This window comes from Streptomyces sp. NPDC045470, from assembly GCF_040646595.1.
Classification (GTDB): Bacteria; Actinomycetota; Actinomycetes; order Streptomycetales; family Streptomycetaceae; genus Streptomyces.
Genome location: NZ_JBEZAN010000003.1, coordinates 261,024 through 273,599, shown reverse-complemented (window position 1 = coordinate 273,599; position 12,576 = coordinate 261,024). Strand labels below are relative to the sequence as shown.

Here is a 12,576-nt window from a genome sequence, read left to right as displayed (position 1 = left end):
GGCCCCTGCCGGTCCGTCCGCGCCCGAGGTCCCTCCCGTGCTGTCCGTACGCGACCTCTCCGTACGCTTCCGGATGCGCGGCGGGCGGCACGTCGCCGCCGTCACCGGCGTGTCCTTCGACCTCGCGCCCGGCCAGTGCCTCGCGCTCGTCGGCGAGAGCGGCTGCGGCAAATCCGTCCTGGCCTCCGCGCTGCTCGGACTCCTCCCGGGCAACGCGCAGACCGCGGGCACCGCGCACCTGGACGGCACGGAACTGCTCACCGCCTCCGAACGCGAGCTGTCCCGCTCCGTACGCGGCCGCCGCATCGGCCTGGTGCCCCAGAGCCCCGCCGCCCACCTCACCCCCGTACGCACCGTACGGGCGCAGTTGGAGGAGACCGTCCGGGAGCTGACCGGCACACCCAAGCACGCGCTGCGGGCCGCCGCCGAGCAGGCCGCGGCGCGGGCCGCCTTCCCCGCCGGCCACCTCGACCGCCACCCGCACGAACTCTCCGGCGGCCTCGCGCAGCGCGCCGCCACCGCCCTCGCCCTGGTCGGCGACGCCCCGCTGCTGCTCGCCGACGAGCCGACGACCGGCCTGGACCGCGACCTGGTGGACCGTACGGTCGACGAACTGCGCCGCCACATCGACACACCCGGTGACACCGCGGGGGCCGGGCGGGCACTCCTCATGATCACCCACGACCTGGCGGCGGCCGAGCGGATCGCCGACCGGGTGGCCGTCATGTACGCGGGACGGATCGTCGAACTCGCCCGGGCGGCGGACTTCTTCGGCACCCCCGGCCCCCGCCACCCGTACGCGCGCGGCCTGCTCGACGCCCTCCCGGACCGTGCCTTCACCCCCATCGCCGGAATGCCGCCGGAACTGGGCGACCTCCCGCCGGGCTGCGCCTTCGCCGCCCGCTGCGACCGGGCCACGGACCGCTGCACGACCGCCGTGCCCGCGCTGACGGACGGCACCGCCTGCCACCACCCGCTGGAGCCGCCCGAGGCCCCCGCACGCCAGGCCGCACACGAGGGGGCAGCCCGTGCTTGAACTCCACTCGATCACCGCGGGCTACGACCGCAGCCGTCCGGTCGTCCGTGACGTGACCCTGCGCATCGCGGACGGCGAGGCCGTCGGCCTGCTCGGCCCCAGCGGCTGCGGCAAGTCGACGCTGGCCCGGGTGGCCGCGCTGCTGCACCGCCCGGACGCCGGCACCGTCGTCCTCGACGGCGTGCCCGTCAGCGGTTACCGCCACCGCGCCACCCCCGCCCAGCGCACCGCGTACGGCGTCGTCTTCCAGCAGCCCCGCCTGTCCGCCGACCCCCGCCTGCGCCTCGCCGACCTGATCACCGAACCCCTGCGCGCCATCGGCCGCCGCACCGAGATCCCCGCCCGCCTCGCCGAACTGGCCCCCGCGGTGGGCCTCTCCGACGACCTGCTGTCCCGCCGCCCCCACGAGGTGAGCGACGGCCAACTGCAACGCGCCTGCCTGGCCCGCGCCCTGATCCTGCGCCCGCGCTGGCTGATCTGCGACGAGATGACCGCGATGCTCGACGCCTCGACGACGGCCGCCCTGGTGGCGGTCGTGGAGGAGTACCGGCGCGACTCGGGGGCCGGGCTGCTGGCGGTCGGGCACGACCGTGTCCTGCTGGAGCGGTGGTGCGACCGGACCGTGGGCTGGGCCGAGCTGGGCTCCTCCGGGACGGGCGGCTGAGCGGGCGCCGGCAGTCCCTCGGGGCTCGCGGTCACACGTCCCAGGTGACCGGGAGGCGCTTCACCCCGTAGATGTCCGCGATCTCCGGGCGCAGCGCGACCTCTTCGGCCGGTACGGCCAGGCGCAGCGAGGGGAAGCGGTTGACCAGCGCGGGGAACGCGACACCCATCTCGACGCGGGCCAGCTGCTGACCCAGGCACTGGTGGATGCCGTGGCCGAAGGCCAGATGCCCGCCGCCCTGCCGCCGGAGGTCGAGCGTGTGCGGATCGGTGAAACGCTCGGGGTCGCGGTTGGCGGTGTTGAGCGACAGGATCACCGGCGAGCCGGCCTCGATGGTGTGGCCGCCGAGCTCGACGTCCTCCAACGGCACCCGCATGAACGTCTTGGCGACGCTGAGATAGCGCAGCAGCTCCTCCACCGCCCGGTCGGCGAGCGCGGGCTCGGCGCGCAGCGCGGCCAGTTGCGCCGGGTTCCGCAACAGCGCGAAGGTGCCCAGTGCCAGCATGTTCGCGGTGGTGTCGAGCCCGGCCGCCAGCAGGACCAAGCTGATCCCGCGCAGCTCCTCGTCGGTCAGGTCGCTGTCGGTGAGTTCGCTGAGCACGTCGTCGGTGGGGTCCGCGCGCTTCGCGGCCACCAGCTCCGCGAGGTAGTTCTGTACCGCGGTGTAGGCCGCTATCAGCTCCTCGTCGGTCGTCTCCCCGCTCATGAACGACTCGACCTGTGCCTGGAAGGAGTCCCGGTCCTCGTACGGCACGCCCAGCAGCTCGCAGATCATGACGGCGGGGACGGGCTTGGCGAACGCGGTCACCAGATCCGTCGGCGGACCGGTCTTCTCCATGGCGTCCAGGCAGTCGGCGGTGACCTGCTCGACGCGCTCGGTGAGCAGCCGCATCCGCCGGACGGTGAACTTGCCCGCCAGGGGCTTGCGGTAGCGCCGGTGCTCCGGGTCGTCCATGAGGACGAACTCGCCGGGCGGCGCCGGAGGGACCTCGATGTCGCCGTAGTCGATGGTCGGGTGGTGGCGCATCAGCTCCTTGCGCGAGCTGAACCGCTGGTCGGCCAGGACCGCGCGGGCCAGGTCGAAGCCGGTGACCAGCCAGCCGGGTGTCCCGCCGGGGAAGGTGTAACGGCTGATCGGGCCGTGCCGGCGGGCTTCGGTCAGCTCTTCCGGCGGGGCGAAGGGGCAGCCCGACCTGGTCGCTGTCGGCAGCGTGGGGACGGTGTGGAGGGACTCGCTCATGACCGCTCTCCTCATGTCGCGATAGTACGCGTTTTTGCGCAGTCCGAAAGCTACGTTGCATTCAGGGTCGAGTCAATCGCATGAAAGGCGTAACTACAGGTAAAGAGCGGAATATTGATGCAATGACGCTGGCCTCGAATGCAACGGAGCGTTGCAATGAGGGCGGGCGAAGGCAATACTGCCGCCATGCCAGGAGGACGACTGACCCAGCAGGACCGCCAGCGCGTCGCGGCCGGACTCGCCGACGGGCTCACCTACGCCGAGATCGCCAGGCGGCTCGGCCGGCCGACCTCGACGATCAGCCGGGAGGTCGGACGCAACGGCGGCCCCGGCGGCTACCGGCCCCAGCAGGCGCACCGGGCGACGGCCCAGAGGGCGCGGCGCGGCACACCGGTACCACCCCGCGCGCCAGGAGGGCCGGGCGGCGCGGTGGAACAGGAGGTGATCGAGCTGGCGGTCAGGTCGGGACTGCCGAGGATCACGGCGCGCGTACACGTCGACCTGCTGCTGTCCGAGGACGGCAGGCGCACCGCGGCCGAGCTGACCCGCAGACTGGGCGTCAGCCCGGCCTCCGTGTCCGTGGCCGTGAACTACCTGGTCCAGCACGGATATGTCCGACGCGAGCGCGATCCGCGGCGGCGCCGCGACGTCTACGTGGTCGACGACGACGCCTGGTACCACTCGGTCGTGCTCAGCGCCCGGCGGACGCTGGAGTCGGCGCGGGCCGCACAGGCGGCGGCGGAGGCGTTCGGGCCCGACAGTCCCGTGGGGGAACGGCTGGCCAGGACGGGAACCTTCCTGGAACGGGTCGTCCTGGACCTGGAGGATTCGGCCGACCGCTGGCGCTCCCTCCTGGCTTGACGCCTGACGTGACCGCCTGACGTGACGCCTGATGTGACGGGGCGTCCGCCGCCGGGCGTTCGAGCCCGGAGCCGGGGGCGCGGGTCAGGGGGCGCCGTACCGGTCCTTGAGGTGCCGGCGTACGGCCTTTCCCGTGCCGGTGCGGGGCAGGTCCGGTGCGACGACGGCGGAACGGGGGATCTTGTAACCGGCCAGGCGGCCGGAGAGGGAGGCGAGGACCTCGTCCGGGTCGAGGACCACGCCCGGCGCCGCCACGAGGACCGCGCGGCCGACCTCGCCCCACTCCGTGTCGGGGACCGCGATCACGGCGCAGTCGGCGACGCCGGGATGGGTCAGGAGCGCGTGCTCGACCTCGGCCGGGTAGATGTTCTCGCCGCCCGAGATGATCATTTCCTTGATGCGGTCCACGACCGTCACCCCGCCGTCGGCGTCCGTACGGGCCGCGTCGCCGGTACGCAGCCAGCCGTCCGTGAAGGCGGCCGCGCTCTCCCGGGGCCGGTTCCAGTAACCGGCCATCACGTTGGGGCCGCGGACCAGCAGTTCGCCCGTCTCGCCGACGGAGGCGTCGACGGCACCGGCGGCACCTTCGGCCCCGGAACCGGCCGGACCGGTCGAACCGGGGACCACGACGCGGACGTCGGTGAACAGGTGCGGCACGCCCGCCGGCCCCGGCGCGACGCCGGCCGGCCCGTGAGGGGTCAGCAGGACGCCGGGCGCCGCTTCGGTCATGCCGTACCCCTGGCGCAGCACGAGCCCACGCCGCGCGTAGGCGCCGACCAGCGCCTCGGGCACCTGGGCACCGCCGCACACCAGGGTGCGCAGGGACGACAGGTCGGCGTCCGGCCAGCGCGGATGGGCGGCGATCCGGCGGAACATCGTGGGAACGCCGAACAGGGACGTGACGCGGTGCCGTTCGACGGCTTCGAGCGCCGCGCCCGCGTCGAAGGACTCCATCAGCACACAGGTGCCGCCCTTGAGCAGTACCGGCAGGGCCTGCATGCCCAGTGCGGCGGCGTGGTAGAGCGGTGCGGCGATCAGGGCCGTCTCGTCGGCCGCCAGGTCTTCGTCGATCAGGACGTTGACGGCGTTCCACGTGAGGTTGGCGTGGGTGAGCACGGCGCCTTTGGGACGGCCGGTGGTGCCGGAGGTGTAGAGGATCACGCAGGGGTCGTCCGGCGCCACGGCCTCTTCGACCGGTGCCGCGGGGGCGGCCTCTCCCGTCGCGTCCACCTCGACGACCGGCACGCCCGTGCCTGCCGGTACGCCGGTGCCCGCGGGAGCGCCGGGGGAGTGGCCGGGGCGCAGCAGCACCCGGGCGCCGCAGTCCGTGAGCTGGTGGGCCAGCTCCGGCGGTGCGAGCCGTACGTTGAACGGGACGAACACCGCGCCCAGCAGCCCGGCGGCGAACAGGGACGCCAGGAACTCCGGCCGGTTGGGGCCGAGGAAGCCGACCCGGTCGCCCTTGCGCACACCCTGGCGCCGCAGGGTGCGGGCGATGTGGGTGGCATGGGCGTACAGACCGGCGTAGCTCGTGCGCCGTCCGTCGCCGTGGACCACCGCCGTACGGTGCGGGGTGCGCCGCGCCCGCCGCGCGGCCCAGGCGCCGATGCCTTCGTCGTGCATGTGCTGACCCTCTCCGGTCGCTCGGGAGATCCGCCTGGCGTGTCACCCGTTCGAGGGGCACGCGTAGTGACACGATATTACCGATGGTAATTTATTAGTGACTCTGTGTACTCGACGTGTGGGGAGGCTGCGGTGACCGCTGGCCCAGGTACGGCGCTTCTGATGGACGCGCGGGTCCGCCACAGCCCCGAGGCCGAGCGCATCGACACCCGGGGCGAGCCCCCGGTGTGGCGTACGGAGCTGCCCGACGGCTCCGCCGCCTGGGTCGCGAGCGGGTACGACGCCGCGCGCCGGGTGATGACCGACACCGGCTTCGCCAAACCGGCCGTGCGGGGCGGCGAGCGGTGGACGCGTTATCTGGGCTTCACCGGACCGCAGGTCACCGACAGCATTGTCCGCAGCATGCTCAACAACGACGGTGACCTGCACCGTCAGCTACGGGAACTGGGCGCGTCGGCGTTCACGCCCGAGCGCGTACGGGCCGCCGTCGACCGCGCCGAAGGGATGGCGGACGACCTCCTCGACGAGATCGCCGGGCGCGGCCGCGCCGACCTCGTCCGCGAGTACGCCCACCCCTTCGGCATCCGGGCGATCACCGGACTGCTGGGGTATCCGGACGACTTCGTCCGGCGCGCCCTGGAGCTGCGGCGCTGGGGCCCGTCACCGCTGTTCGACCCCCCGGGGTCACCGGACCGTCAGCAGTACGCGGCCGACCGCGAAGCCATGAGCGAGCTGATGCACGACCTCGTGGACTTCCGGCGGCGCAGACCCGGGGCCGACGCCGTCAGCGGGATGATCGCGCACGCCGACGCGGCCGGCCTCGACGAGGGCCACCTGACCTCCACCCTCTTCCTGCTGCTCGTCTCCGCCTACGAGCCCGTCGCCGACTTCCTCACGGCGAGCCTGTACACGCTCTGGCACCACCCCGACCTCCTCGCCGAGCCCGCCCGGATCACCGAGGGGCTCGACGAACTGCTGCGCTACACCTCGCCGCTGGCGGCCACCATGCCCCGCTTCGCCGTCCGGCCCACCGAGCTGTACGGCGCGCGGCTGGAGCCGGGCGACCCGGTGATCGTGCACATCGCCGTCGCCAACCGGGACCCGCGGCGCTTCGCCGACCCCAACCGCCTCGACCTGACCCGGGAGCGGGGCCAGGACCTCGTCTTCGCCCACGGCCCCCACTTCTGCCTCGGCAGCGCCCTCGCCGTCGGGCTGTGCCGTACGGCGCTCGGCGCCGTGCTCCGCCGCCTCCCCGGCCTCGCCGCCGCCCAGCCGCTCGACACCCTGCCCTGGCAGCGCGGCTCGACCGGCGGCATCACCCACCTGCACATCACCGCGGGACTGACGGAGCTGCCCGTGACCTTCCAGCCCCGGCACGCGGTGGTCTCCTGATGGCCCACGTCACCGGCCTGTCGGTCCTCACCGCGTACGGCCACGGTCCGGACGCCCTCTGGCAGGGCCTGGTCTCCGGGAAACCGGCCACCTCCCCGGTCACCCGCTTCGACACCACACGCCACCGCGCCCACCACGCCGCCGTGCTCCCCGGCACCCCCGACCTGTACGGGGAACTGGAACGCCTCGTCGGCGAAGCCTGCGACCAGGCCAAACTCTCTCCCGCCGACCGTGCCGCCACGCCACTCGTCCTCGCCCTGCACGCCGGCCCGGACACGGCCGCCCTGGCCGCCGAACTGGCGGGCGCCTGCGGCCTGCGCGAGGTGCTCACCGTCCACACCGCCGCCTGCGCCGCCTCCAACACGGCCGTCGCCGAGGCGGCCCACCTCATCGGCACCACCGCCGAACGGCGGGCCGTCGTCGCCGGGGCCAGCTTCGTCGACGCCAGTATGTTCGCCGCCTTCGACAGCGCCGGCATCCTCGCCTCCGACGGCGTCTGCCGTCCGTTCAGCGCCGGCCGCGCGGGCCCGGTGCTGGGCGACGGCGCCGCCGCCGTGGTCCTCGAAGAACCCACCGGCACCGCACCGCCGTGGGCCACCGTCCGTGGCTGGGGCAACGCCGCCGAGGCCCACCACGTCTGCCGCCCCCACCCCGACGGCCGCGGCCCCGCGTCGGCCGTCACCACCGCACTGCGCCGCGCCGGGATCACCGGCGACCGGATCGGCTACCTCAACGCCCATGCGACCGCCACCCCCGCCTTCGACGCGGGCGAGGCCGCCGCCATCGTGAGCGCGCTCTCCCCGCACGGCGCACGGGTCCCCGTCAGCTCCACCAAGGCCCTGCACGGCCACTGCCTGGAAGCCTCCGGCCTGGTCGAACTGGCGGTCTGCGCCCTCGCCTTCCGGCACGGGGAACTGCCCGTCAACGCCAACCACCTGGGCCCGGACGAGGACTGCCCCCTCGACCTGGTGCTCGCGCCGGGCCGCGCCCCGCAGTCCCGCTACGCGCTCAGCCTCAACAGTGGCTTCGGCGGCGTCTGCACGGCCCTCCTCCTGGCGATGCCGTAACCCGACCGGTGCCGCCATGCCCCCGACCACCCCGTGCCGTACGACGACACCTGTGCGGGAAGAGCCCGATGAGGACGCCATGGAACTGATCGTTGAGACCCGGGCCCAGTGGCCGCCGCCGGACGACCCGGCGGCGTGCCTGCCGGAGGTCCCGCGCTTCGACACGTCCGCCTTCGCGCCCCTGCTGGTGGCCGTCGGCGAACGCTGCCTCGCCGACCGGTACGGCACACCCCCGCTGCCCCCGGCGCTCGGCGCGCGCACCGCGCTCGTGCTCGCGGCCACCCGCGGCGACGTGGTCACCCAGACCGCCATCGACGACGCGGTGGCCGGACAGCGGCAGGTGCCCAAACCCCTGCTGTTCCAGAACGTGCCCTCCACGGCGCTCGGCCATCTGAGCGCCGTATGGGGCCTGACCGGCCCGCTCGTCGCCACGCTCGCCATCGGCGACCCGCTGGCCGCGGCCCGCACCACCGCCGCGCGCGTCATCGCCACGGGCGACGCCGACCAGGCCCTGGCCATCGCCGCCGACCCCGGCGACAGCCCGCGGTCGCCCGGCTCGGCATGGGCCCACCTGTTCACCACCGGCCGGACCTGACCGCCCGTACCGGCCGCCCCGCCCTCGTCCGTCACCGTGGCCGCGTCCCCCACCGCGCCACGCCGCCATCCCCCCTCAAGGAAAGCGATGCCCACCACCATGCGGCCCTCCACGGCCGAGCTGCGGTTCCCCTCGGTCCTGACCCCCGAGACACTGGAATCCGCCGCCGGTCCCGTCACCGTCCGGCTCGATGACGCCTCCCGCGCGGCCGTCGCCCGCTGTCACGACTACCTCGGCACCTGCATCGGCGAGGGCCGCGAGATCTACGGCACCACCACCGGCTTCGGCCCTCTCGTCGTCTACGCGGGCCAGGACGAGGGCGCGGACCAGTGCGAGAACGTGCTCACCCACCTCGAAGTCGGCCAGGGCCCCGACCTGGAACCGCCGGTCGCCAGGGCCACCCTGCTCACCCGCCTGTGGAGCCTGGCCAGAGGCCACTCCGGCGTGGCACCCCCCGCCGTGGACGCCCTCGTGGCGATGCTCGGCACGTCCTTCGCGCCGGTGATGCCCGAGTACGGATCGGTCGGCGCCAGCGGTGACCTCGCGCCCCTGGCACACGCCATCCGGTCCCTCCAGGGGCGCGGCGACGCCTACCTCGGCACCACCCGTATGCCCGCCGCCCGCGCCCTCGCCGAAGCCGGGCTGCGCCCCGTGGAACTGACCGGCCGGGACGCGCTCGGCCTGGTCAACGGCACCTCCGTGACCGCGGCCGGCGCCGGCCTGGCGCTGGCCCAACTGCACCGCTCGGTGGCCGCCGGCACCGCGCTGACCGCCCTGCTCGCCGGCGTCCTCGGCTGCCGCCCCGACTTCACGGCCCCCGAGATCTTCGAGGCACTGGGCCACGAGGACACCGCCGAACGCGCCGACGACCTGCGCAAACAACTCGTCGGCCACGAGCCGAGCGGCACTCGCGCCCTCCAGGAGCCCTACACGCTGCGCTGTGCGCCGCACATCCTCGGCGCCGCGGCGACCAGCCTGCGCCACGCCCGTCAGGTCGTCACCGACGACCTCAACGGCATCAGCGACAACCCGCTCTTCTTCCCCGAGCGCGACGTCGTCGCCCACGGCGGCAACTTCTTCGGCCAGCAGGTCGCCTTCGTCGCCGACCTGATGTCCATCACCGCCGCCCAGCTCGCCAACCTCGCCGAACGCCAGCTCGATCTGCTGATCGACCCGCGCCGCAACGGCGGCCTCAACCCGATGCTCGCCGAGAACCCCGGGCGCGACCACGGCGTCCAGGGCATCCAGCTCGCCGCGACGTCCCTGGTGGTCGCGATGCGCCGGGCCGCCACCCCCGCCGCCATGCAGAGCGTCCCCACCAACTGGCACAACCAGGACATCGTCCCGTTCGGCACCCAGGCCGCGTTCACCGCGCTCCGGCAGGCCAGGACGCTGCGCCTGCTGCACGGATCGCTCGCCGTCGCCCTGCGCCAGGCCGTCCAGGTCGGCACCCGGCGCCCCACCGCCGACGCCTGCGTCCGCCTCCTGGACGCCCTGGAGCCGACCGTGGCGCCGGACCGGCCGTGGGCGGTGTCCGTACGCGAGGCCGCCGACGTGCTCGACCGCACGTGCTGACCCGGCGGCGGTACCCGCCGGTGCGGAGGCCGGGACCGCCGCGCCGGGCACCGCGGCCGCCCGCCCGCGCCCTCAGGGCCGCGGCACCACCATCACCTCGGTGCCCCCCGTCCGTACGGCCCGGATCTCCGCCGCCGGCAGCCCGTCGTCCACGATCAGCAGGTCGAACTCGGTCAGCGGCGCCAGCGCGTACAGGCCGCCCTTGGTGAACTTGGTGTGGTCGGCGACCAGCACCCGCCGCGCCGCGCTCTCCATCATCGCCCGTTTGACCTGCACCGTCTCCGGCGAGGTGTGGTAGCAGCGGCCGTTGGTGACGGCGGTGGTCGACAGGAACAGCACATCGGCGCGGAAGGCCCGTACCGAGTCCGCCGTGTGCGGGCCCATGAACGCGTCGTACGCCGGGAAGTAGGCGCCGCCCAGCGTGATCAGCGAGATGCCGGGCTCCTTGGCGAGCGTGGTGACGGCCGGCAGCGAGTTGGTGATGACGGTCAGCGGCGCGTGCCCGGCGAACCGGTGCGCCAGCAGCAGACAGGTGGTGCTGTCGTCGAGCATGACGGTCTGGCCGGGCACGAGCAGGGTCGCCGCGGCCCGCGCCAGGGCCTGCTTGGCCGGTGCCATCACCGCCATCCGGTCGGCCACGCTCCCGTGGAACTGCGCCGACGGCAGGCCGGTCGCCCCGCCGCGCACCTTGCGCAGCCAGCCCTGCGCCTGGAGGGCGTCCAGGTCGCGGTGGGCGGTCATCAGGCTGACGCCGTACTCCTCGGCCAGGTCCGAGGTGCGGACGAAACCGCGGGCGATGACGGTCTCCCGCAGGCGGCGGCGCCGCTCCTCCTGGGCTTCGAGCCGGTCCATGGTGCTCACTTCCTGTGCCGTACGGGAGGGCGGACGGGATGGCCGTACGGGATGCCGTGGCGCGCGGCGTTCACCGTACGCCGTGTGAATTCGCCGCGTTATGTTCGCACGGATTTAACGTGGCGCGCGCGACGGGCACGGCCCGCACCGGCGGCTCCGGCGGGACGCAACACGGCAGGCCACCGGCCCGGTGCGAAGATTTCCGGCCACCATTGACGCTGGTTTCGGCCGGACTGTTGCATCGGCTCCGTCCGCTCCGCAGGCCCCCTGCCACCGCCTGCCGCCGTAGAAAGGGGAGATTCGATGAAGAACCCTCTCCCGAGCCCTTTCCCGAGCCCTTTCCCGAGCCCTCTCCCGCGCCCGCCGATCGCCCGGGCGGCCGTCCGCCTGGGCATACCGCCGACCCTGGCCTGGGGCTATCTGGGCCTGCTGCTGTTCATGATCGGCGACGGTGTCGAGTCCGGTTATCTCTCGCCGTACCTGATCGACCAGGGGGTCCCGGAGCCCCGGGTGGCGCTGCTGTTCACCGTCTACGGCATCGCGGCGGGCGTCGCCGCCTGGCTCTCCGGTGTGCTGTCCGAACTGTGGGGCCCGCGCCGCGTCATGTGGACCGGCCTCGCCATCTGGGGCGCCTTCCAGGCCGTCTTCCTCGCCGTGGCCGTACCGCTGGGCAGCTATCCCCTGATGATGCTGGGCTACGGCCTGCGCGGCCTGGGCTATCCGCTGTTCGCGTACGGGTTCCTCGTCTGGATCGCCGGGGTCGCGCCGCGGGCGCGGCTCAGCACCGCCATGGGCTGGTTCTGGTTCGCGTTCACCGGCGGCCTGCCCACCCTCGGCTCGCTGGTCGCCAGTGGCCTCATCCCGCACATCGGCGCGTACGCCACCCTGTGGGCCGCCCTCGTACTGGTCGCCGTCGGCGGACTGATCGCGCTGCTGCTGGTCCGCGACGACCGCGGCGGCCCGCGGCCACGCTCCGAGGGTGACGGCCCGCTGGCCACCCTGCTCGGCAGCGTCACGATCCTGTGGCGCAACCCCCGGGTCGGCACCGGCGCGCTCGTACGGACCGTCAACACGGCCTCGCAGTTCGGGTTCTTCGTCATCCTGCCGGTGCACTTCACCCGGACCGTCGGCTTCAGCCTCACCCAGTGGCTGCACCTGCTCAGCGCGATGTTCGCGACCAACATCGTCGCGAATCTGCTGTGCGGGATGATCGGCGACCGGTTCGGCTGGCGCCGGACCATCGCCTGGTGCGGCGGCGCGGGCTGCACCGTCAGCACCCTGCTGCTGTTCTACGTACCGCAGGCGGCGGGCGCCCACTTCGGCCTCGCCCTGGTGGTCGCCGCGTTCTACGGCGCTACGCTGGCAGGGTACGTCCCGATTTCGGCACTGATGCCCTCGCTGGAGCCGCGCCACCAGGGCCAGGCACTGGCGGCGCTCAACCTGGGCGCGGGCGCCAGCACCTTCGTCGGCCCGGCCGTCGTCGCGGTCTTCGCCGGACCGTTCGGCGTCGAAGGGGTGGTCTGGATCTTCGCGGGGATGTACGCGGTCAGTACCGTGCTCACCGTCTTCCTGAAGCTGCCGGACGAGCCGGACACGGCGCCGGCCGGCGCGGCCACCGCCGCCGCGCCCGCCGCGCCGTCCGCCTCCGCACCGGCGTGAGAGGACGCACCT

11 protein-coding genes and 1 pseudogene are annotated in these 12,576 nt (G+C 73.8%); 9 read left to right on the top strand and 3 right to left on the bottom strand.

The features are described from left to right. Positions 1–73 precede the first annotated feature (73 nt). Both AB0A97_RS11575 and AB0A97_RS11570 read left to right on the top strand, forming a co-directional pair. Positions 74–1,036: an ABC transporter ATP-binding protein gene (locus AB0A97_RS11575; RefSeq protein ID WP_361148768.1), complete on the top strand. Its 963-nt coding sequence runs from the start codon at positions 74–76 to the stop codon at positions 1,034–1,036. Beyond that, a complete protein-coding gene (locus tag AB0A97_RS11570) occupies positions 1,029–1,700 on the top strand; it encodes an ATP-binding cassette domain-containing protein (protein WP_361147849.1) in 672 nt (223 codons plus the stop codon). The genes AB0A97_RS11575 and AB0A97_RS11570 overlap by 8 nt, the downstream gene beginning before the upstream one ends. Positions 1,701–1,731: 31 nt before the next feature. Here AB0A97_RS11570 and AB0A97_RS11565 read toward each other — a convergent pair whose 3' ends face one another. Next, the gene (locus AB0A97_RS11565) at positions 1,732–2,940 is read right to left on the bottom strand and encodes a cytochrome P450 (RefSeq protein ID WP_361147847.1); all 1,209 of its coding nucleotides are present in this window, start codon (positions 2,938–2,940) and stop codon (positions 1,732–1,734) included. Between the two features lie 186 nt (positions 2,941–3,126). Between AB0A97_RS11565 and AB0A97_RS11560 the strand changes: the two are divergent. Beyond that, positions 3,127–3,273, top strand: a pseudogene (locus tag AB0A97_RS11560) (helix-turn-helix domain-containing protein); the annotation flags it as partial. Positions 3,274–3,369: 96 nt separating this feature from the next. Then, positions 3,370–3,801, top strand: coding sequence for a helix-turn-helix domain-containing protein (locus AB0A97_RS11555; protein WP_361148766.1), 432 nt, complete (start codon positions 3,370–3,372; stop codon positions 3,799–3,801). A gap of 84 nt (positions 3,802–3,885) precedes the next feature. On the opposite strand, the gene AB0A97_RS11550 is transcribed toward AB0A97_RS11555, so the two are convergent. After that, the gene (locus AB0A97_RS11550) at positions 3,886–5,424 is read right to left on the bottom strand and encodes a long-chain fatty acid--CoA ligase (protein ID WP_361147845.1); all 1,539 of its coding nucleotides are present in this window, start codon (positions 5,422–5,424) and stop codon (positions 3,886–3,888) included. Between the two features lie 132 nt (positions 5,425–5,556). Here AB0A97_RS11550 and AB0A97_RS11545 point away from each other — a divergent pair, with 132 nt between their 5' ends. The 4 genes from AB0A97_RS11545 (at position 5,557) to AB0A97_RS11530 (ending at position 10,053) form a co-directional block, all read left to right on the top strand. Next, on the top strand, positions 5,557–6,816 hold the full coding sequence (locus tag AB0A97_RS11545) for a cytochrome P450 (protein WP_361147843.1): 1,260 nt from the start codon (positions 5,557–5,559) through the stop codon (positions 6,814–6,816). Beyond that, positions 6,816–7,883, top strand: coding sequence for a beta-ketoacyl synthase N-terminal-like domain-containing protein (locus AB0A97_RS11540; protein WP_361147841.1), 1,068 nt, complete (start codon positions 6,816–6,818; stop codon positions 7,881–7,883). Before AB0A97_RS11545 ends, AB0A97_RS11540 begins: the two co-directional genes overlap by 1 nt. A 79-nt stretch (positions 7,884–7,962) precedes the next feature. Next, complete coding sequence (locus tag AB0A97_RS11535; RefSeq protein WP_361147839.1) at positions 7,963–8,478, top strand: hypothetical protein; 516 nt, start codon at positions 7,963–7,965, stop codon at positions 8,476–8,478. A gap of 87 nt (positions 8,479–8,565) precedes the next feature. Further along, positions 8,566–10,053: an aromatic amino acid ammonia-lyase gene (locus AB0A97_RS11530; RefSeq protein WP_361147837.1), complete on the top strand. Its 1,488-nt coding sequence runs from the start codon at positions 8,566–8,568 to the stop codon at positions 10,051–10,053. 72 nt (positions 10,054–10,125) lie between these two features. Here AB0A97_RS11530 and AB0A97_RS11525 read toward each other — a convergent pair whose 3' ends face one another. Then, complete coding sequence (locus AB0A97_RS11525) at positions 10,126–10,905, bottom strand: DeoR/GlpR family DNA-binding transcription regulator (protein WP_361148764.1); 780 nt, start codon at positions 10,903–10,905, stop codon at positions 10,126–10,128. Between the two features lie 303 nt (positions 10,906–11,208). Between AB0A97_RS11525 and AB0A97_RS11520 the strand changes: the two genes are divergently transcribed. Next, positions 11,209–12,564: an MFS transporter gene (locus AB0A97_RS11520; protein ID WP_361147835.1), complete on the top strand. Its 1,356-nt coding sequence runs from the start codon at positions 11,209–11,211 to the stop codon at positions 12,562–12,564. Positions 12,565–12,576: the final 12 nt, after the last annotated feature.